The following is a 19,380-nucleotide window of genomic DNA, read 5'->3' on the forward strand; positions in this document are numbered from 1 at the left end:
ACCGAATTCCGGGGAGCGCGGCCGTCCCGCAGAGGTAGGTTGCAGACCGGGAACACAGCAGGGGAGGAGTCACATGGCGGGGCGGAACGGGCGCACGGTGCGCGACCTCAGAAGGGCCAACCGTACGGCCGTGCTGCAGCGGCTCTACTTCGACGGACCGCTCAGCCGCTTCGATCTGGGCCCGGCCACGGGCCTCAGTTCCGGTTCCGTCAGCAACGTGGTCGCCGACCTGGTCGCCGACGGCCTGGTGGAGGAGGCCGGCAGCGTCGAGTCCGACGGCGGTCGGCCCCGCACCCTGCTGCGCGTCGCCCCCACCAGCGGCCACATGATCGGCGTGGACGTCGGCGAGACCCGGGTACGGGTCGAACTGTTCGACCTGACGCTCACCGAACTCGCCCGCGCCGAACGCCCTCTGGCCCAGCAGCGCTACGACGTCGACGTCATCGTCGGCCACATCCGTGACGGCATCGCCGAGGTGCTGGCCACGGCCGGGCTCCCGCCCGAACGGCTGCTCGGCGCCGGGATCGGCGTCCCCGGCATCGTCGAGCACACCGCCGACCGGGGCGCAGTGGTGCACGGCCAGACCATCGGCTGGGACGCCGTTCCGCTGGAGGCACTGCTCCGTGCCGGCTCCCCGCTGCCCGACGGCGTCCCCTACCTCGTCGACAACGGCGCCAAGACCCTCGGCCAGGCCGAGATGTGGTTCGGCGCCGGACGCGGCGCCCGCAACGCGGTCGTGGTCCTCTTCGGCTCCGGCGTCGGCGCCAGCCTCGTCACCCCCGAGGTCGAGCAGGGCCGGGCGGTGGAGTGGGGGCACCTGACGGTCCGGGTCAGAGGCCGCCGCTGCCGCTGCGGAGCGCTCGGCTGCCTGGAGGCCTACGCGGGCGCCGAGTCACTGCTGGCCCGCTGGCGGGAGGAGGGCGGCCGGGTGCCGGAGGGCACCGACGAGGAGAGCGGCCTCACCGCGCTGCTCGCCGCCGCCCACCCGTCCGGCGGCGAGGCGGCCGACCCGGTCGCGCTCGCCGTCCTCGAGGAGACCGCCGAGTACCTGGGCGCCGGCCTGTCCGACCTGATCAACCTCTTCCAGCCCGAGCGCATCCTCATCGGCGGCTGGGCCGGCCTGCAGCTCGGCACCCGCTTCCTGCCCGCCGTACGCCGGCACGCCGTGTCGTACGCGCTGCGCCACCCCGCCGGAAAGGTGACGATCGGCCTGGGGCGGCTCGGCCCGGACGCCGTCACGGTGGGCGCCGCGATCCTGCCCCTGGCCGACTTCTTCGCGTGCGGCGGCAGGCGGCCCGAGCCGGCCCCCGCCCACCCGGGTCCCGCCTGGCGCGCGGCGCTCGAGGAGCGGGCGCCGCACTGAGGTTTCGCCGGTCACCGGGGAGGTACCCGACGCCGCTCCGAAGGCCGTCTGAGCACTGCCGGACGGTCTCGGACGAACGGAGAACCACGGGAAGGAGCGCGCCGTGTCCGACCACCGCCACCAAGGGCCGGGGGAGAACGGTGGCCCCGTCCCGCGCGACATGCCGGACCAGCAGGCCGGGGACCACGACGACCCGTGGGAGGCCGCCTCGCCCACCCGCGAGCAGCGCGAGCACCGCCAGGGCACGGACAACGAACGGCCCGAGGACGACGGGGAAGCCGCCGGCGACGCGGAGACCGGGCCCGCGACCGACGTGCCCGACACCGACGAGGCGGGCACGGGGCGGCAGGGTGCGCCCCACTCGGGAGCCGTCCACCCCGAGCACCCGGTGCCCGACGAGTCCTCCGGCTGAACGAGGCACCGCAGCGAGCCACCCGAGCGAGCCGCGGGTGCGGCGGGCACCCGCCCGCCGCACCCGTGCGCGCCGCGCTCAGCCGACCTTGCGCCCGCGCATCGGCTCCGTGGCCGCCCCGGCGCCCTCCCGCAAACCCCGCAGGAACTCCTCCAGCACCTCCGTGGCCGTACGCGTCGCGCGCCAACCCAGTTCCACCCGCGCCCGCGTACAGTCCATGATCGGCAGCCGCAGCACCGCGTCGAACAGATGCGGCGAGGCCGGCAGCAGCCGCAGCCCCCACGCGGCGGCGACGGCCGAGCGGGCCGCGGTGCGCGGCAGCCGTACGGGCCGCTTCCCGGTCAGCTCGCCCAGCAGCGCGGCGTCCACCGGCGGCTCGGCCGCGAGGTTGAACGCGCCCCGGGCCTGCTCGGAACGCGCCGCCAGCCGGTAGGCGTACGCCGCGTCGTCCGTGTGCAGGGCCTGCACGCGCAGACCGGGGATGTCCGGCAGGAACGGAAGCAGTTCCGGACGCGCCGCGGGACCCGGCAGGAACCGGCCGCCGAAGATCCGGCGCTGCTCGCTGGCCGACTCCCGCTTGAACAGGAAGGCGGGCCGCATCCGCACCACCCGGATCCCCGGATGGTCGCGTTCGAAGGTGTCCAGGGCCCGTTCCAGATAGGCCTTCTCCCGGCAGTACGCGGCGTCCGGCCAGCCGTGCGTCGGCCACGACTCGTCCACCGCGTGGTTCTTCGGCCCCGGCGAGTACGCGCCGACCGACGAGGCGTGCACCAGCGCGGGCACCCCCGCCGCGGCCGCCGCCTCGAAGACCCGGATGGAGCCGAGGACGTTCGTGCGCCAGGTCGTCGCCGGATCGTGCGTCGGCTGGAACGCCCAGGCCAGATGGATCACGGCGTCGGCGCCGGCGAAGTGCCCGCTCAGGTCGGTCTGCTCCGAGGCGAGGTCGACCGCGGCCCACTCCGTCACGGCGGGCGACCACTCGGGGATCCGCCGGGCCAGCCCCAGCACGGACCCCACCTCCGGATCCTCGGAAAGGAGGCGCACCACGCTGGTGCCCACGTTGCCCGTGGCGCCCGTGACCACGATCCTGCTGCCCGTTGCGCTGCTCACCCTGTGCTCCTCTCGGCCGCCTGCCCGTACGGAGAGCACCGGGTACCCGCCGCCGGGGAAAGGCACGCGCGGGGGCGGGCGCCGCGAAGGCGCGCAAGGAGAAGCCCCGACCGCGACGGGGGAATCACGGCCGGGGCGGCTGTAGGCGGATACGGATGGCGGTCGCCTCTCGGCGAAAGGCTCCACAGGGCTTCAGCCGAACGATCGTCCCTGTGGGCAATAGGTGAGGCCCGGGGACACTGTCCCATCCGTACCCACGGTCTGTTCAACGGCTACCCACCTGCCGGTGTTCCACCGTGTGTCGCGATTTGCGGTGATGTGCGTCACTGCTCCCGCGGGTCGGTCGAGTCGGTGGGCCCGGGCACGACCTCGGCCCACAGGTTCTCCGCCTGGAGCAGCAGCGTGCCCAGAACCGCGGTCCGCGCGGCCGCCTCCTGCCCGGCGCGCTCCCGCAGCCCTTCCTGCAGCCGTCGGTGCAGTTCCTCCATCGTCTCCTCGGTGGCCTCCTCCGTGTCGCCGTCGGGTCGCTCGCCCACCAGCCGCTCCGCCTCGGCGTGACAGAACTGGCCGATCAGCCGCAGCAGGCGTGCGTACAGGTCGAGTACCGGCCCCTCGGGCGGCGCGGGGGTCCGGTGCTCGTCGGTCGCGACCGCCAGGGCCCGGGTCAGCGCCGTGAGGTTTCCGGTGACCCGGCTCCACCGCTGGTCCTCGTCCTCCGGCGGTGCCGTGGTGGGTCCGCGGTGCAGCCGGCGCAGTGCGCCCGAGGTCAGCCGCAGGCTTTCCCGGCTCCACGAGCGGGCCGAGTACAGCGCGTCGAGACGTCGCTGGAGACGCGCGGCACCGCTCGACCAGGAGGCCGCGCTCTGGGCGTCCCACTGGGTCTCCCGCAGGTCGCCTGCGACGCTGCACAGGAGGTCGCCCGACTCCCGGGCCAGCGCCGCGAGGTTCTCCCGCACGTCCCTCAGGTGGATCGGCGGCAGCACCAGGGCATTGACGGCCACGCCGATGACCGCGCCGAGCGCCGCCTGTCCCACCCGGTGGCCGACCGCCGCGGCCGACACCGCTGTGCCGGAGGCCAGGACGAACACCGCCGTGGTGGCCGCGTAGATGCCCTGCCGGCCGAACCGGGACCAGTTCGCCACCAGCATCAGCAGCGGCAGGGACAGCGCCAGCGCTCCCGTGTTGTCGTCCGTGATCGCCTGCGCCACCGACGCCACCAGCGTACCGACGCAGATCGCCGCGAACTGCTGTCCGGCCTGGCGCACCGAGCTGTACACGGTGGCCTGCACGAGGACGAGCGCCACCCAGGGCGCCATCAGCGCCATCGGGTCGCCCAGCCAGACGCCGGCCACGGCCCAGGCGATCAGCGCCGCGCCCGCGGCCTTCAGCGACTGCACGATCAGGTCGCGTTCGCGCCCCGGGCCTTGCCAGGCGGCCCGCGCGGCCCGTCCGACGGCGCACGCCTCCCACCACACCGCGGCCGCGGGCCGCCTTCCCCGGAGCGCTTCCCGCAGGCCGTGGACCACAGCGGTCATGCGGTGCCGGCGGTCCGCACGGCCGGCGGACTCGTCTCGCGTCGGAACGTCACGCATCGCAGTGCCTCGCGGTGGAACGTTCCGCGGTGGAACTTCCCGCAGGGGCATACGGACCCGCGGCTCATGCGAACGGGCTCCCGTCGAGGGAGGCCAGCAGGTCGGCCGGATCGGCGTAGACCGCCCGGGCGCCCGCCTCCTCCAGGTCGGCGCGCGGCAGACCGCCGCAGAGCACGCCTGCGCAGCGCACCCCGGCCCGGCTGCCCGCCCGCATGTCCCACACGGTGTCGCCGACGAAGACGGCCCGCTCGGCCGGCACCCCGGCCAGTTCCAGGGCGTGCTCGACCGGCTCCGGAGCCGGCTTGCCCGCGGCCACGTCGTCGGCGCTCGCGGTGGCGGCGATCGCGTCGTCCGCGTCGATCGCCCGCCGCAGTGCGCCCAGCTCCGCGCCGCCCGCCGAGGTGGCGAGGACCACCTTCCAGCCGTCACCGGCCAGGCGGCGCAGCAGGTCCCCGGCGCCCGGCAGCGCGGGCAGCCGGTCGAAGTACTGGCCGTACAGCGCCTTGTGGGCGGCGCTCAGTTCGGTGTCCCGGTCCGTGTCCCGGTCCTCGCCCAGCAGATGGGCGATCAGGTCGGTGGAGGCCAGCCCCACCGCCCGGTGGACCGCGTGCATCGGCACCCGGTGACCGGCCTGCCGGAACGCCTCCCACCAGGTGATCACGTGCAGGTGATTGGTGTCGACGAGGGTTCCGTCGACGTCGAACACGGCCGCCCGTTCCATGCACTGTCCCTTTCCGGTCCGCGGAGTCTGGATCGACGGGCGGGTACCACGTCAGCGCCCCGCCACTCCGGACGGTGTACGGCCCTCGCGCGTCCAGTCCAGCAGCTCGTCCAGGGACCACGTGGTGACCACGCGCTCCGGGGGCACTCCGCACTCCTCGGCCCGGGCGCACCCGTGGATCTGCCAGTCCAGCTGGCCGGGGGCGTGCGCGTCGGTGTCGATCGAGAACAGCACGCCGGCCGCCACCGCCCGGCGCAGCAGCCGCCGGGGCGGGTCGAGCCGCTCCGGACGGCTGTTGATCTCCACGGCCGTCCCGGACTCCGCGCAGGCGGCGAACACCTCGTCCGCGTCGAACTCCGACTCCGGCCGCCCCCGCCCGGTCAGCAGCCGGCCGGTGCAGTGCCCGAGGACGTCCGCGTGCGGGTCGCGGACGGCGGTCACCATCCGGCGGGTCATCGAGCGGGCGTCCATGCGCAGCTTGGAGTGCACGGACACGACCACCACGTCGAGCCGCTCCAGCAGCTCCGGCTCCTGGTCGAGCGAGCCGTCGTCGAGGATGTCGCACTCGATGCCGGTCAGCAGCCGGAAGGGCGCCCAGGTCGCGTTGAGCTCCGCCACCACGTCCAGCTGCTCGCGCAGCCGGGCCGGAGAGAGCCCGCGGGCCACCGTGAGCCGCGGAGAGTGGTCGGTCAGGGCCGCCCACTCGTGCCCCAGCGCCGCCGCGGTCCGGCCCATCTCCTCGATCGGGCTGCCGCCGTCGGACCAGTCCGAGTGCAGGTGGCAGTCTCCGCGCACCAGCGCCCGCAGCCCTTCACCGCCCCGGGCGAGCGGGGTGTCCGCCTCCTCCTCCAGTTTCGCGAGGTAACCGGGCACCTGTCCGTCCAGCGCCTCCCGCGCCACCTGCGCCGTCCTGGGCCCGACACCCTTGAGCGACTCCAGCGAGCCGGCCCGCTCGCGCAGCTCGGCGGACGAGAGCCCCCCGAGCACTGCGGCCGCGGTGCGGAAGGCGCGGACGCGGTACGTCGGCGCCCGGGTCCGCTCCAGGAGGAACGCGATCCGTTCCAGCGCCTCGACGGGTTCCATCGCCGCCTCCTCGTCCCACCTCGGCCGGCCCCCCAGCGACCTGCACCGGCACGACCAGGGTTCCCCAGCGCGGGGGGAACCGCACCACGAGACGGGGCGCCCCGGGGCCGTGCCGGGCCCGGGTGCGATTCCCCGCTTCGGCTGTTCCTCGCTCCGGCGGGTTCCGGCCTACCCTCGATGCATGACCGAGATCGACAGCCCGCACATCGGCAATCCGCGGATCCTCGTCTTCGGGGTGCAGGCGGGTCCACCCCCGTTCCGGATCGTGGAGATCGACGGCCAGGTGGTCGGCGAGGCCAGGACCGTCGTCGACGTGCTGGAGGCCGCCGCCGCCTTCGGCATCACCGTCCACGACCTGGACGACCCGGAGGTCGTCCGCTGGGTGGGCGGGGACAAGTTCACCTGGACCGCGCACTAGGAGGGGTCCGGGCCGCCCCGCCCGGTGCGGTGCGGTGCCTCAGCCGACCGTCCACTTCTGGTTGGCGCTGCCCGTGCAGGTCCAGATCTGCAGCCGGGTGCCGTTGGCCGAGTTGTTGCCGGTGACGTCGAGGCACTTGTCGGCCTGGGGATTGACGATGTCGTGCGCGGCGGTGACGACCCACTGCTGGGCGGCCGTGCCGTTGCAGTCCCACAGCTGGACCACCGTGCCGTCCGCCGTGCCGCCGGCGTCGACGTCCAGGCACTTGCCGAGCGCCCGGACGGTGCCGTCGGAGCCCACCGTCCACCGCTGGGCCGCGGTGCCGTTGCAGTCGTAGAGCTGTACGGGCGTGCCGTTGGCGGTGTTCGCCGCGGCGACGTCCACGCACTTGCCGGCCAGGCCGCGGATCGCGCCGTCGGCGGAGGAGTCGCCCGTGGTCACCGAGACGTGGTCGACGACGAGGGTCTGCGGAAAGGCCGTGGAGCCGTCCGGGTCGCCCGGCCAGTAGCCGCCGACCGCCAGGTTGAGGATCAGGAAGTACGGCTTGTTGAACACCCACTGCCTGCCGCCCAGGTCGGCCGGGGTGCGCCGCTGGTAGACGTTGCCGTCCACCGACCAGGTGATCGAGTCGGGCGCCCAGTCGACGGCGAAGGTGTGGAAGGCGTCAGCGAAGGCCTGGCCGCCCGGCAGGGTGTAGCCGGCGCCGATGCCCCCGGAGCCGGAGTAGCCGGGGCCGTGGATGGTGCCGTGCACCGTGGAGGGTTCGAAGCCGACGTTCTCCATGATGTCGATCTCACCGGAGTCCGGCCAGTTCACCGGGGTGCCCAGCATCCAGAAGGCGGGCCACATGCCCTGGCCGCGCGGCACCTTCATCCGCGCCTCGACGTGCCCGTACTGCGCCGTGAACTTCCCCGAGGTGTTCAGCCGGGCGGAGGTGTACTGGCAGGTGCCGTACCAGCACTGGTAGTTGGCCGGGTTCTCCTTGCGGGCGGTGATGACCAGGTGGCCCTGGCCGTCCAGGGCCGCGTTCTTGTTGCCGGAGGTGTAGTACTGCCGTTCGTGGTTGTTGACGTTGTCGCCGGTCTCGATCTGCCACTTCGAGGAGTCGACGGCGGCGCCGGCCGGACCGTCGAAGGTGTCGGAGAAGGTCACGGCGGCGGCCGTCGAGGACGAGGAGCCGACCGCGGGGGAGTCGTCCGGTTCCGCCTGGGCGGGGCCGGTCACGAGGGACGCGGCCAGCCCGGCGGACAGGGCGGCGGCGAGGAGACATCTGCGGAGCAGGCGTGGGCGGGCCACGGCTCTCCCTTCCGTACGGCGCCCCGCGGGGCGCCGACCGAGGTGGGGGTGGATGTGTCGCCTCTTTATTCAAGTAGTGAGGTAAGGGTCGGTCAATATCTTGGTACGGACCAGATGTACCGCTCTCAGGTACGCGCCCGCCGCGCGTGTACCGTGCGGCTCATCCGGCGACCCAGAAGCAGGTAACCGATCAGCGCGCCGCCCGTGTTGAGGATGACGTCGTCGACGTCGAAGGCCCGCCCGGTGACGAGGGCGCCCTGCGCGAACTCCACCAGCAGCATCACGACGGCCGTCAGCAGCAGCACCCGCAGCACCCCGCGCGTGCGCGGGGCGACGACCGGGACCAGGACGCCGAACGGCACCCCCAGCAGAATGTTCCCGCCGATCTGCTTGACGGCGTCGCGCAGTGCCGGCTGGTCCAGATACGCCCTCAGCGAGCGCCCGGGGTGCAGGTTGGTGTGGATCAGGGCCTCGGAGGCGGGGGAGGGGTGGAGGGTCAGACGCGCCAGCACCACCGCGAACGCCACCATGAAGACGAACGCGCACGCCGTCGCCAGCAGCCGCAACGGCAGGGCGAGTGCGTGCCGTTCGCGACGGTCGGTCTCCCGCGTCCCGGCGGCACGGGGGCGCGGCCGCAGACGCAGCCGTGAGACGGCGCGAGCCATGTCGGTCCTCCAGTCGTCAACTTCCCTGCGTGGTAGGGCGGTTACCCGCCGATCCGCCGAGGATGCCCGGGGCGGCACACAATGAGCCGCGCCTGTCGATGCCGCCGTATCGCCGTCCCGTCCGCTGTTTCTCTCGCCCGGCCCGGGCACTCCGGCCGGTGGTGCCACCGCGCGCCGCCGTCGGCCGTCCCTCGCGCGGTGCTTGGATGACGGCGAAGCCCGAACGAACGGCAACAAGAACGGCACACAGGGCATCCCGCACGTGACGCACCGGCCTGCCGGGCCGTGAGGGTCGTGAAGGGTCGCGCCGGGCCCTGGACGGTCGCGCGGGGCCGTGGACGGTCGCGCGGGGCCGTGGAAGTGGCGTGTGAGGAGCCGTAGGACACTCCTCGCGGTGGCCGAGGTGGCCGAGGTGGCCGAGGTGGCCGCGTGGTGGGTCCCGCCGCACTCTGGCTGGTCCTCATCAGCACCGTCGACCCCCTGGAACTCGCCGTGGGCGCGGGCGCCTCGGCCCTGACGGCGTTCGTGGCGCGCGGCGCGCGGCGGGCGGTGACCGGACGGTGACGGCTGGATCCTCGCCGCCGCCGTCGTCCTCGTCGCCGGGGGCGGCGTCACCCTGTGGGGGCCGCGACCGGTCCCCTGCGCCGCCGCGCCACCGCCCAGAACCTCTCCACCGCACTGGCCTGCCCGGCGCTGCTGCTGCTCGCCCAGGGCTACGGCGCCCCGCGTAGTCGGCCTCGCCCTGGTGGTCGCCGTCCTCGGTCCGGTCGGCACGCTCGTGTTCGCCCGGCTGCTCGCCGACGAACTGGCCGACGACCCGCCGCCCGCCCGGGGACCGACCCGTGGCGTGGCTGCTGGTGGGCGCCATCGCGCTGGGAGTGCCGGCCCTGCCGGCGGTCCTGTCCGGATGAACCGGACGGTGTCCGCGGGCGGGGCTCACGTCCCGTAGGTGACCCGCACCTTCTCGAAGCCCAGCGACGTCAGCAGCTCCCGCAGCATGGCGGTGGTGTTGCTCTCGGCCCGCGCCTTCAGCTCGCTGTCCTTCGCCGCCTCACCGATGTGCCGGGCCGCGAGCTTCTGTACGGCCTGCTCGCCGTTCGGATTGTCCGAGAACAGGTCGCCGAGCCGGTCGAGCAGTCCGCGCTGCTTGGAGACTGCGTAGGAGCGGTCGGGGTCGAGAGCGGCCTCACCCAGCGCGGCGTGCGGCAGCCGCAGCGTCGCCGACGTCCGCTCCTCGTCGACCCTCACGTCGTCCTCGCCCACCTTCCCGAGGTCGACGTAGGCGTCGACGGTGCCCGCACCGACGTACAGGGTGCGGGTGCCGCGGATCGCGTCGGGGAGGAACTTGGCGTCCTTCTCCAGGTCCACGACGACCTGGAAGTTGCCGGACGCCGCCTCGTAGCGGCTGATGTCCTGGACGGACTTGAGCAGCGCGGGCCCCGAACGGTCCCGGGTCTCGGAGCCGAACAGGTCCTTCAGTCCCGGTACGAGACTCAGCCGCAGCCCCGCGAAGAGCACGACGAGCACCAGCACCACCGCGGTCAGCGCCTTGGCCCAGCCGGGCATGCGCCGCGCGGGCCGTTCGACGGAACTCGTGGGATTCCTGACGGGAGTCGTCATGGCGACGGCCCTCCTTCCTACAGACCGGATGCCCGCCATCTCCCTTGTCAGACGCAGCAGTTGACGCAGGAAGGCGGGAGAGGGAGCCCACGGGGCGCACGGCGCCGGCTCAGCGTCCCGTTTTGACCGGACGGTCGGCGGACGGGCGCGCGGACCAGACCGCCTCCCCGCGCGTGAGCCCCGGCAGCCGCAGTTCGGCCTCCCGCGCCCGCCGGGCGGGCAACTCGCCGGTGACGATCCACGCGGGGTCGCCGCCCGCCGTCCCGGTGACGTCCGCGCCCAGCGAGGCCAGCAGAGCCGTCACGGCGGCCAGCGCGTGCGGCGGGACCTCCGCCTCGAAGGCCAGGTACGGCTCGTACAGCACCGTCCCCGCCCGGGTGAGGGCACGGTGCAGCACGATCGGCGTCAGCCTGCGGAAGTCGGCGGCGGTGCTGAGCACCGAGTCGAAACCGGAGCGGATCAGCGTGACCCGGCAGTCGGTGACCGCCGCGCCGGTGAGTCCGGCCGCCAGGGCGGCGTGGACCGTCTCCTCGACCGCCTGGTGGAACGCGCGGGGCAGCGCGCCGAGTTCCGTCTCGTACCCGAAGACCGCGCCCGAGCCGTGCGGACCCGGTTCGACGCGCAGCCCGATCGTCGCCCAGTACCGGGTGTGCTCCAGCCACGGCGTCTCCTCCGCGGCCTCACCCGTGCCCGCCGGGCGCTCCAGGAGCCGGACCCGGCCGGGTGCGAACTCCGCCTCGATGCCGAACTCCTCGGCCAGCGTCGCCGCGAGTACCTCCATCTGGACCTCGCCGTACAGGAGCAGCTCGGTGGCGCCGGACGCCGCCGGGCGGGCGTGCAGCAGCGGATCCCCGTCGGCCAGCGCCAGCAGGGCCGAGCGCAGCGGCGTCGCCTGCTCCGGGCGCCGGGCCCAAACCAGTGTCCGCAGGGTCGGCGGTGCGAACCGCGGTGCGCGGTCGGCCGGTTCACCGAGCCGGTCACCGACGCGCAGGCCGCCGGGGACGGTGAGCGCGGCGATGTTCCCGGCGGTGAGCGTGGCGTCCCCGCCGACCACGTCGAGGCGGGTCACCCGGCCGGAGACCTCGGTGGTCCGCCCGTCGGACTCGCGCCGCAGGAAGGTGAGCCGCCGGCGCGGGCGCACCTCACCGGCGTACAGCCTGAGGTAGGCCCTGCGTTCGCCGCCGGGCCCGGGGCGTACGGCGAAGACCGTGCCGCGCGGCTCCGGTGTTCCGGCCGCCGTTTCCCCGGCGGCGGTCGGAACCAGCGTCACCAGGCCCTCGACCAGTTCCGCGACACCCTGGCCGCCGAGCGCGGAGCCGTGGAACAGCGGGTGGAACGAGCCGTCGGCGGTCCGGGCGGCCAGGGCGGCGGCCAGGTCCCGTGGGGTCGGCTCGGGGCCGTCGACCAGCGCGCCCAGAATGCCCGGGTCGACCTCGGCGAGCGCTTCCGCGGTCCGACCGTCCGGCGGACGGCGGGCGACCCGGGCGTGCGCGGTACCGGCGCCCGTCACCTCGGTCAGCGGCGCGACGTGCGGTGTCAGCAGCCGCCGGACGTCGTCGAGCAGGCCGTCGGCGCGTGCGCCGGACCGGTCGATCTTGTTGACGAACACGAGCGTGGGCAGCCGCAGCCGCCGCAGGGCGCGCATGAGGACGCGGGTCCGCGCCTGTACGCCCTCGACGGCGGACAGCAGCAGCACCGCGCCGTCGAGCACCTCCAGAGCGCGCTCGACCTCGGCGACGAAGTCGGAGTGCCCCGGGTGTCGATCAGGTTGACGCGGGTGTCGCCGACGGTGAAGCCCGCGACGGCGGAACGGACGGTGATGCCGCGGCGGCGCTCGATGCCGCCGTCGTCGGTGACGGTGTCGCCGGCGTCGACGCTGCCGAGCCGGTCGACGGCCCCGTGGTCGAACAGGAGTCGCTCGGTGAGGCTGGTCTTACCGGCGTCGACGTGGGCCAGAATGCCGATGTTCAGGGTGCGCATGCGGGGAGGAGTCCTCGAAAGCCGTGGGCCGGAAGGGGCGCTGGGGGATTTCGAGGAGTCGGCGCATGCTGAGGATTCCTGACCTGAGGGGCGTGGAGGGAGTACGGGTGGCGCCATCATGCCCCCGGGCCCCCGGCGCGGCGCAACAGGATTTCCGTAAGCTGGGGCTCCCGGCCGGACAGGATCACGCGAGGAGCGGTCCGTGCGAGACATCGCCGTGTTCAGCGGTAGTGCCCACCTCGAGCTGGCCGAGGAGGTCTGCGCCCAGTTGGGCGTGCCGCTCAGCCCCACCCGGGTCAGCCGGTTCGCCAACGACTGCCTGGAAGTGCAGCTGATGGCCAACTGCCGCGAGCGGGACGTCTTCCTCGTCCAGCCGCTGGTCAAGCCGGTCCAGGAGCACCTCGTCGAGCTGCTGATGATGTGCGACGCGGCCCGCGGGGCGTCGGCCGGCCGCATCACCGTGGTGATGCCGCACTACTCCTACGCCCGCTCCGACAAGAAGGACGCCCCGCGCATCTCGCTGGGCGGGCGCCTGGTGGCCGACCTGCTGGTGGCGGCGGGCGCGAGCCGGGTCCTCGCCATGACCCTGCATTCGCCCCAGGTGCACGGGTTCTTCTCCGTCCCGGTCGACCACCTGCACGCGCTGCGGGAACTCGCCGCGCACTTCAGGCAGTACGACCTCTCCCGCGCCACCGTCGTCTCGCCGGACCTGGGCAACGCCAAGGAGGCCGCCGCGTTCGCCCGGATGCTCGGCGCCCAGGTGGCGGCCGGGGCGAAGCAGCGGTTCGCGGACGACCGGGTCAGCATCAGCTCCGTGATCGGGGACGTCGCGGGCCGGGACGTCATCGTGCTGGACGACGAGATCGCCAAGGGCAGCACCGTGCTGGAGCTGCTCGACCGGCTGCGCGAGGCGGGCCCGCGCACCATCCGCGTCGCCTGTACGCACGGGCTGTTCGCGGCCGGGGCGCTGGGGCGGCTCAGCGAGCAGCCGGACGTGCTGGAGATCGTGTGCACCAACACCGTGCCGGTGCCGGTGGACGACCACACGGACAAGCTGCGGATCCTGTCCATCGCCCCGGCGCTCGCGGAAGCGGTGCGCCGCATCCACAACGGCGAGTCGGTCAGCGCCCTGTTCGACGCTCCGCCGGCCGGGTGACGCCGAGGGCCTCCTCCAGGGTCGGCCGGGGCGGCAGCAGCCGTGCCAGACCGGTGATCCGCAGCATGCGCAGGGTCAGCGGGTGGGCGCACACCAGGTGCAGCTGCCCGCCCTGTGCGAGTACCTGACTGCGGGCCCGGTACAGCAGGCGCAGCCCGGAGCAGTCGAAGAACTCGATGCCGCCGAGGTCCAGGACCACCCGGGCGCCGGGACGCCGTGTCTCCCGGTCCAGGTGCGGGGTGATCTCCGCCGCCGAGGCGATGTCGATCTCGCCCCGGAACTCCAGCACCGTGTGCCCCCGGTGCCGGCGCACACGGAGGTGCCGGGTGGGCGACGCCGATTCCTGCCGCACGAACCTTGCCTCCAGCCTGTCCCGGCCTCCTGGGCCTGCTTCCGGGGGCTCAACTACCCAATCCGCTCGGAAAGTTACCCCGATCGAGCGAGTTTGAGCATGTTCGATTGACATATGTCATCGAAATCTCACAGCCGCACACCGACGGTTCGCGGCAGAGCCGGGGGAGACCGCGCCGGCCGACCACTCAGTCGACCACGAGGACCAGCTTGCCCGTCGTACGACCCGTCTCGCCCTGCTCGTGCGCCCGCGCCGCCTCCGTCAGCGGGAACGTGCCCGCGATCTCGGCCCGCAGCTTCCCCGACTCGACCAGCCGGGCGATCTCCTTCATGTCCGCCCGGTCGGCGTCCACCAGCATCCGCACCGCCCGTACCCCCAGCCGGTCGGCCTCCTCGAAGAAGTCGTCCGACCCGACCGGCAGGATCGACACCACCACGCCACCCGGACGCAGCACCCGCAGAGACCGCAGGGACGTGTCGCCGCCGATGGTGTCCAGGACGACGTCGACGTCCTTCACGGCCTCGGCGAAGTCGGTCTCCCGGTAGTCCACGGCCTCGTCCGCCCCGAGCGAGCGCAGGAACTCGTGCTTGCCCGCACTGGCGGTACCGATCACATGGGCGCCCAGGGCCTTGGCGATCTGCACCGCCACATGGCCCACACCGCCGGCCGCCGCGTGGACGAGCACCCGTTGCCCCGGCTGTACGTCAGCCCGCTCCACCAGGGCCTGCCACGCCGTCAGCGACACCAGCGGGAGCGCGCCCGACTGAACGTGGTCGATCCCGGCCGGCTTGTGCGTGAAGGTGCGCGCCGGCGCGGTGACGTACTCCGCGTGGGAGCCGTGGCCGAAGGGGTAGGACAGCATGCCGAAGACCTCGTCGCCGGGCCGGAACGCGGCGACGCCGATCCCCACGGACTCCACCACGCCGGACACGTCCCAGCCCAGGACGAAGGGCGGCTCGCCCAGGAAGCCGCCGGTCGCCCGGTGCTTCCAGTCGGTCGGGTTCACGCCGGCCGCACGCACCCGGACCAGTACCTCGTTCGGGCGCGGCTCGGGGCGCTCGAGCCGTACCTCCTTCAGGACCTCGGGACCGCCGAGTACGTCCTGGCTGATGGCGCGCATGGTGTTCATCGGGACCTCGCAATGCCGGGAGGGGACGGGTGGCACGGTCTGCAACCTCCGAGGTGATCGTGCCATTCCCGGCGTCGCCCGGCATCGCGGGCCGACCGGATCGCGACGGGGCGAGGCCGCTGTGGCACCATCGTCACCCACCGTTCATGACATCGTGTCAGGAGGCCGTTCTCCGATGGCTCCGCCGCCCGCCCGCACCGCCGAACAGCGCAGAGTCGACACCCTGCACCGTCTGGACCACGACGAGGACGCCTGGGTGGCCACGGCCGGCGGCGCGTCCGGCGGGCCCTACCTCGTGCCCCTGTCGTTCTACTGGAACGGCTCGACCCTGCTGTTCGCCACGCCCGCCGCCAGTCCCACCGGACGAAACCTGGCGGCGAGCGGCCGGGCGCGGATCGGTATCGGCCCGACCCGTGACGTGGTGATGGTCGAGGGGACCGTCGAGACCGTGGAGCCCGCCGACCTGCCCGAGGAGGACGCCGAACTGTTCGCCGCCAGGACCGGCTTCGACCCGCGCCGGCTCGCCACGCCCTACCGGTACTTCCGCATCCGCCCGCAACGCGTCCAGGCCTGGCGAGAGGCGAACGAGCTCGCCGGACGCGAACTGATGCGTGACGGCCGCTGGCTGCCCACCGACTGATTCGGCCGGGCCGGGATATCCGCAAGGCAGAGGGCACGGGGACGACGTCCCGCGCCCCGGAATCCTTCGGAGGAGACATGGCACTGATCAACGCGGGCGTCGTGGTGCTCGACTGCGCCGAGCCCGAGCGGCTCGCGGAGTTCTACAAGGGGCTGCTGGGCGCGGAGGAAACCGACGTGAGCGCCAACCGGATCGAGATCGAGGGATGCCGCGGCTTCCGCATGGCCTTCCGGCGGGACGTGAACGCCACCCCGCCGAGCTGGCCGCGCCCGGAGAACTCCCTCCAGGTCCACCTGGACTTCGTGGTGGCGGACCTGGACGAGGCCGAGCGGATGATCGTGGGGCTGGGCGGACGTCCGGTGGAGGCGAAGGACCCGGTCGGCCCGCACGAGGAGCGCGGCTTCTCCGACCCGGCCGGCCACTCCTTCACCCTCCGCCGCGCCCTCGCGCCCACGGCACCCAAACAGGGCTAGGACTTCTCCACGGGCTCAGTCCCGGCCACCCTTCCCGGCCACCGGCCAGGCGCCGGTGGAGCGCTGGACGACCTTGGCGCCCGTGCGGTCCACCGCGCTGCGCACCGCGGCGAAGATGGCGCCCTGGATCGCTGCGGCCAGCAGGATCTCGCCCCAGCCGCGGTCCGGGTCCAGGGCGTCCGGCGCGTCGTCCTCGTGCCGGATCACCTTCCAGGTCTTCTGGAACGTCATCCCGGCCAGCGTGCCGCCCAGCCAGCCGAGCGCGAACCCGACGGGCTTGTAGGCGAGGGGGAGCTTCTGCTTCTTCTTCGCCTTCTTCGCCATGGGAATCTCCTTGCCTTGTGTGTGCCGCACGGTCGTGCGGCGCGGGTGGTCGTGTGCGTACCGGGTCAGGGCCTGCCCCGTACCGGTACCTCCTCGTCGGCCCGTACCGGCCCGGGCGGGGTGCCGTCGCCGAACGGGCGGCCGCCCAGCTCCTGCCGGTGGTGGGGCGTGAGCCAGCCGGTCAGGTCCGGGCCCATGGGGACGATGCCGGTCGGGTTGATGCCGGTGTGCACCTGGTAGTAGTGGCGTTTGATGTGGTCGAAGTCGACGGTGTCCCCGAATCCGGGCGTCTGGAACAGGTCGCGGACGTATCCCCACAGCACCGGGTTCTCCGTCAGCTTCCAGCGGTTGCACTTGAAATGGCCGTGGTAGACCGCGTCGAAGCGGACCAGTGTCGTGAACAGCCGGATGTCCGCCTCCGTGATGGTGTCGCCGACCAGGTAGCGCTGCCGCTCCAGCCGGGGCGTCAGCTGCTCCAGCCGCCGGAACACCCCCGCGCACGCGGTCTCGTACTCCTCCTGGCCGGTGGCGAAGCCCGCCCGGTACACGCCGTTGTTGACATCCTCGTAGACCCCGGCCATCACCTCGTCGATCTCCTCGCGCAGGGCCCGCGGATACAGATCGGGGGCGCCGGGCCGGTGCAGCTCGGTCCACTCGGTCGCGAGGTCGAGCGTGATCTGCTGGTAGTCGTTGGTGACCAGCGCCCCGCTGGGCACGTCCACGATCGCGGGCACGCTCACCCCGCCCGGGTATCCCGTCTCCCGCCGGTCGTAGGCCTCGCTGAGGTGACGGATGCCGAGGACGGGGTCCCGGCCGCCCGGGTCGAGCGTGAAGCGCCAGCTGCGGTCGTCCTGGATCGGGTCGGCGACCGCCAGGGACAGGGCGTCCTCCAGACCGAGCAGTCGCCGGGACACCAGGGCCCGGCTCGCCCACGGACAGGCGCGGCTGACCACCAGGCGGTAGCGGCCGGTCTCCACCGGCCAGCCGTCCCTCCCGTCCGCGGTGATCCGGTCCGCGAAATGACTCCGGGAGCGTTTGAACGCCTTCTTCCCGTAGTCGTTGTTGCCCGGGGTTCCCTCGTCACCGCTCATGGCCCTGCCCTTCCGCCGTCCGTGTGTCCCTGTGCCGCCGTTCCCGTTGTCCGTGCGCCCCTGTGTAGGCGTTCCCCGTTTTCGCCCGTCGGCACTGGTGGCCACCCGCAAGGCGGGGTGTGAGCCGCGCCGGCCGGGGCAGTCGGGGCTTCGTGAGTGCGACAGCCGAAGAAGAGAAGCCGGGCCGAAAGGCCGACCGCAGTACACGCGTCACCGTGCTGGTGGCCCTGGCGGCCAATGTGGTGATCGCGGTCGCCAAGGCGGTCGGCGGGCTCATCGCGGGCTCGCCCGCGCTGCTGTCGGAGGCGGCCCACTCGGTCGCGGACAGCATGAACGAGATCTTCCTCCTTGCCGCACTGCGCCGCAGCCGCCGCCCCGCCGACCGCCGGCATCCCTTCGGCTACGGGAAGGAACGGTTCTTCTGGTCGCTGCTCGCGGCCGTCGGCATCTTCGTCATGGGCGGCTGCTTCTCCTTCTTCCAGGGCGCCGAGGCCCTGCACAACGGAGCGGAGGAGAGCCTCAGCGGCTACGTGGCCGGCCTGATCGTGCTCGGTATCGCCCTGCTCGCGGAAGGCGGCTCCCTGCTGCGCGCCCTGCACCAGGTACGCGGTCAGGGCGGGCTCGCCGACGGGCTGCGTGACCCGGCGCTGCGCACGGTCGTCGCCGAGGACGGCACCGCGGTGCTCGGCGTCACATTCGCCATGACCGGCATGGCGCTGCACATGGTCACCGGACAGGTGGTGTGGGAGGCCGGCGCCTCGCTCGCCATCGGCGCACTGCTCGTCTACGTGGCCTACCGGCTGGGCCGCGAGGCCCGCGACCAGCTGATCGGCGAGGCCGCCGACCCCGAGGCCAGCGGCCGCATCCGGGCGCTGCTGGGGGCACAGCCGGAGATCGACAGCGTCGAGGCGCTGTTCACCATGAAGACCGGCCTCGACTCCGCGCTGGTGGCCGCACGCGTCGACCTCGTACCCGGCCTGGACAGTGAACAGGTGGAGGAGGTCGCCGTGCGCATCAAGAGGTCGATCACGCACACCGTCCCCGAGGCGCGGCAGGTCTTCCTCGACGTCACCGACCGTGCCATGAGGCAGGCGGCGGAAGGCCCCGCCGCGACGGGGGAACGCGGCGGGGCCTGAACGACGCTTTCCCGGCACCCGCCGGTCCATGCACGCCGGAACCGGGAAACTCTCGCTTGCCCGGTTCAGACCCCGCCCGGTTCACCCCCTGCCCGGTTCCCCGCGCCCGGGTTCAGCCCGCGTCGGCCGGCTCCAGGACGAAGACCGGGATCTCCCGCTCCGTCTTCTTCTGGTAGTCCGCGTACGGCGGAAACGCCGCGACCGCGCGCTCCCACCACTCGGCCTTCTCCGCGCCGGTGACCTCACGGGCCGTCATGTCCCGCTTCACCGGGCCGTCCTGGAGCTCCACCCGGGGATCGGCGAGCACGTTGAAGTACCAGACCGGGTGCTTGGGAGCGCCGCCCAGGGAGGCGACCGCGGCGTAGCGGCCCTCGTGCTCGACGCGCATCAGCGGCGTCTTGCGCACCTTGCCGCTCCGCGCGCCCCGGGTGGTCAGCACGATCACCGGCAGGCCGGTGTCCCTCAGCGTCGTGCCCTTGGTGCCGCCCGAGCTCTCGTACAGCTCGACCTGTTCGCGCACCCACTGCGTGGGGCTGGGTTCGTACTCGCCGTCAAGAGGCATGTGCATCCGTCCGTAATCGTCGTGACCTGAGGCCGGTCGGGTGAGCACCGACGACCGGCGCGTGACCATCATTACCGCATCCTTCCCCTGCTGCCCCGCGGAAATGAGGAGATCCGGACGCAGCGGCTCCGCCCGTCGGCCGTCACACCGTGCCGCTCGGCCAGTTCCAGGGCCCGGCAGCGGCCTCTGGAGGTCCCGATCGCGCCACGCGCGCCGCCGTTCCGACCGGCACCGCAGTGTTCCCGCCGCCCCGAGCG

General features: G+C 73.3%; 20 protein-coding genes and 1 pseudogene. 8 read left to right on the forward strand and 13 right to left on the reverse strand.

The genetic code is table 11. The features are described from left to right. The first annotated feature begins 73 nt into the window (after positions 1-73). Together AB0P07_RS26485 and AB0P07_RS26490 are read left to right on the forward strand one after the other, a co-directional pair. Positions 74-1,363, forward strand: coding sequence for an ROK family transcriptional regulator (locus AB0P07_RS26485; protein ID WP_365554902.1), 1,290 nt, complete (start codon positions 74-76; stop codon positions 1,361-1,363). A gap of 103 nt (positions 1,364-1,466) precedes the next feature. Then, a complete protein-coding gene (locus AB0P07_RS26490; protein WP_365554904.1) occupies positions 1,467-1,775 on the forward strand; it encodes a hypothetical protein in 309 nt (102 codons plus the stop codon). 78 nt (positions 1,776-1,853) lie between these two features. On the opposite strand, the gene AB0P07_RS26495 is transcribed toward AB0P07_RS26490, so the two are convergent. The 4 genes from AB0P07_RS26495 to AB0P07_RS26510 form a co-directional block, all read right to left on the reverse strand. Further along, positions 1,854-2,885 (reverse strand): SDR family oxidoreductase, encoded by a 1,032-nt coding sequence (locus tag AB0P07_RS26495; RefSeq protein WP_365554906.1) that lies wholly within the window; start codon positions 2,883-2,885, stop codon positions 1,854-1,856. Between the two features lie 323 nt (positions 2,886-3,208). Next, positions 3,209-4,420, reverse strand: coding sequence for an FUSC family protein (locus tag AB0P07_RS26500; RefSeq protein WP_365554908.1), 1,212 nt, complete (start codon positions 4,418-4,420; stop codon positions 3,209-3,211). Positions 4,421-4,541: 121 nt separating this feature from the next. Continuing rightward, positions 4,542-5,198 carry an HAD family hydrolase gene (locus AB0P07_RS26505; protein WP_365554910.1) on the reverse strand — a complete coding sequence of 219 codons (657 nt, stop codon included), beginning with the start codon at positions 5,196-5,198 and terminating at the stop codon, positions 4,542-4,544. Positions 5,199-5,249: 51 nt separating this feature from the next. Beyond that, complete coding sequence (locus AB0P07_RS26510) at positions 5,250-6,281, reverse strand: PHP domain-containing protein (RefSeq protein ID WP_365554912.1); 1,032 nt, start codon at positions 6,279-6,281, stop codon at positions 5,250-5,252. 181 nt (positions 6,282-6,462) lie between these two features. Between AB0P07_RS26510 and AB0P07_RS26515 the strand changes: the two genes are divergently transcribed. After that, positions 6,463-6,699 (forward strand): hypothetical protein, encoded by a 237-nt coding sequence (locus AB0P07_RS26515; protein ID WP_061440857.1) that lies wholly within the window; start codon positions 6,463-6,465, stop codon positions 6,697-6,699. A 39-nt stretch (positions 6,700-6,738) separates the two neighbouring features. Here the strand turns inward: AB0P07_RS26515 and AB0P07_RS26520 are convergent, their stop codons facing one another. Both AB0P07_RS26520 and AB0P07_RS26525 read right to left on the reverse strand, forming a co-directional pair. Further along, positions 6,739-7,995 carry a family 16 glycosylhydrolase gene (locus AB0P07_RS26520; RefSeq protein WP_365554914.1) on the reverse strand — a complete coding sequence of 419 codons (1,257 nt, stop codon included), beginning with the start codon at positions 7,993-7,995 and terminating at the stop codon, positions 6,739-6,741. 125 nt (positions 7,996-8,120) lie between these two features. Further along, a complete protein-coding gene (locus AB0P07_RS26525; protein WP_365554916.1) occupies positions 8,121-8,660 on the reverse strand; it encodes a VanZ family protein in 540 nt (179 codons plus the stop codon). 429 nt (positions 8,661-9,089) lie between these two features. On the opposite strand from AB0P07_RS26525, the gene AB0P07_RS26530 reads away from it, so the two are divergent. Beyond that, positions 9,090-9,224, forward strand: a complete 135-nt coding sequence (locus AB0P07_RS26530) for a hypothetical protein (RefSeq protein WP_365555068.1) — start codon at positions 9,090-9,092, stop codon at positions 9,222-9,224. A 372-nt stretch (positions 9,225-9,596) separates the two neighbouring features. Here AB0P07_RS26530 and AB0P07_RS26535 read toward each other — a convergent pair whose 3' ends face one another. Together AB0P07_RS26535 and otr(A) are read right to left on the reverse strand one after the other, a co-directional pair. Beyond that, a complete protein-coding gene (locus AB0P07_RS26535) occupies positions 9,597-10,280 on the reverse strand; it encodes a DUF4230 domain-containing protein (protein WP_365554917.1) in 684 nt (227 codons plus the stop codon). A 109-nt stretch (positions 10,281-10,389) separates the two neighbouring features. Further along, positions 10,390-12,260, reverse strand: a pseudogene (gene otr(A), locus AB0P07_RS26540) (tetracycline resistance ribosomal protection protein Otr(A)). Positions 12,261-12,462: 202 nt separating this feature from the next. Between otr(A) and AB0P07_RS26545 the strand changes: the two are divergent. Then, complete coding sequence (locus tag AB0P07_RS26545; RefSeq protein WP_365554919.1) at positions 12,463-13,416, forward strand: ribose-phosphate pyrophosphokinase; 954 nt, start codon at positions 12,463-12,465, stop codon at positions 13,414-13,416. On the opposite strand, the gene AB0P07_RS26550 is transcribed toward AB0P07_RS26545, so the two are convergent. Further along, complete coding sequence (locus tag AB0P07_RS26550) at positions 13,382-13,768, reverse strand: anti-sigma factor antagonist (protein ID WP_365554921.1); 387 nt, start codon at positions 13,766-13,768, stop codon at positions 13,382-13,384. The two genes, AB0P07_RS26545 and AB0P07_RS26550, sit on opposite strands and share 35 nt — an antisense overlap. A 187-nt stretch (positions 13,769-13,955) precedes the next feature. Beyond that, positions 13,956-14,897: an NADP-dependent oxidoreductase gene (locus tag AB0P07_RS26555; protein ID WP_365554923.1), complete on the reverse strand. Its 942-nt coding sequence runs from the start codon at positions 14,895-14,897 to the stop codon at positions 13,956-13,958. A 175-nt stretch (positions 14,898-15,072) separates the two neighbouring features. Here AB0P07_RS26555 and AB0P07_RS26560 point away from each other — a divergent pair, with 175 nt between their 5' ends. Further along, a complete protein-coding gene (locus AB0P07_RS26560; RefSeq protein ID WP_365554925.1) occupies positions 15,073-15,537 on the forward strand; it encodes a pyridoxamine 5'-phosphate oxidase family protein in 465 nt (154 codons plus the stop codon). Positions 15,538-15,614: 77 nt separating this feature from the next. Then, entirely contained in the window at positions 15,615-16,010 is a 396-nt protein-coding gene (locus tag AB0P07_RS26565) for a VOC family protein (RefSeq protein WP_365554927.1), read from the forward strand. A gap of 15 nt (positions 16,011-16,025) precedes the next feature. Here the strand turns inward: AB0P07_RS26565 and AB0P07_RS26570 are convergent, their stop codons facing one another. Next, on the reverse strand, positions 16,026-16,334 hold the full coding sequence (locus tag AB0P07_RS26570; RefSeq protein ID WP_365554929.1) for a DUF4235 domain-containing protein: 309 nt from the start codon (positions 16,332-16,334) through the stop codon (positions 16,026-16,028). Between the two features lie 65 nt (positions 16,335-16,399). After that, on the reverse strand, positions 16,400-17,425 hold the full coding sequence (locus AB0P07_RS26575) for a glutathione S-transferase C-terminal domain-containing protein (RefSeq protein ID WP_365554931.1): 1,026 nt from the start codon (positions 17,423-17,425) through the stop codon (positions 16,400-16,402). A gap of 215 nt (positions 17,426-17,640) precedes the next feature. Between AB0P07_RS26575 and AB0P07_RS26580 the strand changes: the two genes are divergently transcribed. Next, complete coding sequence (locus tag AB0P07_RS26580; RefSeq protein WP_365554933.1) at positions 17,641-18,561, forward strand: cation diffusion facilitator family transporter; 921 nt, start codon at positions 17,641-17,643, stop codon at positions 18,559-18,561. Between the two features lie 112 nt (positions 18,562-18,673). Here the strand turns inward: AB0P07_RS26580 and AB0P07_RS26585 are convergent, their stop codons facing one another. Further along, positions 18,674-19,123 carry a nitroreductase family deazaflavin-dependent oxidoreductase gene (locus AB0P07_RS26585; RefSeq protein ID WP_365555058.1) on the reverse strand — a complete coding sequence of 150 codons (450 nt, stop codon included), beginning with the start codon at positions 19,121-19,123 and terminating at the stop codon, positions 18,674-18,676. Positions 19,124-19,380: the final 257 nt, after the last annotated feature.

It is taken from the genome of Streptomyces sp. NPDC085944 (assembly GCF_040686295.1).
In the GTDB taxonomy this organism is placed as follows: domain Bacteria; phylum Actinomycetota; class Actinomycetes; order Streptomycetales; family Streptomycetaceae; genus Streptomyces; species Streptomyces salinarius.

Bases quoted from the DNA above. Each gene is read 5' to 3' on its own strand.
- AB0P07_RS26500 (WP_365554908.1), bottom strand. From the start codon at position 4,420: ATGACCGCTGTGGTCCACGGCCTGCGGGAAGCGCTCCGGGGAAGGCGG.
- AB0P07_RS26555 (WP_365554923.1), bottom strand. From the start codon at position 14,897: ATGAACACCATGCGCGCCATCAGCCAGGACGTACTCGGCGGTCCCGAG.
- AB0P07_RS26560 (WP_365554925.1), top strand. From the start codon at position 15,073: ATGGCTCCGCCGCCCGCCCGCACCGCCGAACAGCGCAGAGTCGACACC.
- AB0P07_RS26570 (WP_365554929.1), bottom strand. From the start codon at position 16,334: ATGGCGAAGAAGGCGAAGAAGAAGCAGAAGCTCCCCCTCGCCTACAAG.
- AB0P07_RS26585 (WP_365555058.1), bottom strand. From the start codon at position 19,123: ATGCCTCTTGACGGCGAGTACGAACCCAGCCCCACGCAGTGGGTGCGC.
- AB0P07_RS26525 (WP_365554916.1), bottom strand. From the start codon at position 8,660: ATGGCTCGCGCCGTCTCACGGCTGCGTCTGCGGCCGCGCCCCCGTGCC.
- AB0P07_RS26565 (WP_365554927.1), top strand. From the start codon at position 15,615: ATGGCACTGATCAACGCGGGCGTCGTGGTGCTCGACTGCGCCGAGCCC.
- AB0P07_RS26515 (WP_061440857.1), top strand. From the start codon at position 6,463: ATGACCGAGATCGACAGCCCGCACATCGGCAATCCGCGGATCCTCGTC.
- AB0P07_RS26575 (WP_365554931.1), bottom strand. From the start codon at position 17,425: ATGAGCGGTGACGAGGGAACCCCGGGCAACAACGACTACGGGAAGAAG.
- AB0P07_RS26535 (WP_365554917.1), bottom strand. From the start codon at position 10,280: ATGACGACTCCCGTCAGGAATCCCACGAGTTCCGTCGAACGGCCCGCG.
- AB0P07_RS26510 (WP_365554912.1), bottom strand. From the start codon at position 6,281: ATGGAACCCGTCGAGGCGCTGGAACGGATCGCGTTCCTCCTGGAGCGG.
- AB0P07_RS26485 (WP_365554902.1), top strand. From the start codon at position 74: ATGGCGGGGCGGAACGGGCGCACGGTGCGCGACCTCAGAAGGGCCAAC.
- AB0P07_RS26505 (WP_365554910.1), bottom strand. From the start codon at position 5,198: ATGGAACGGGCGGCCGTGTTCGACGTCGACGGAACCCTCGTCGACACC.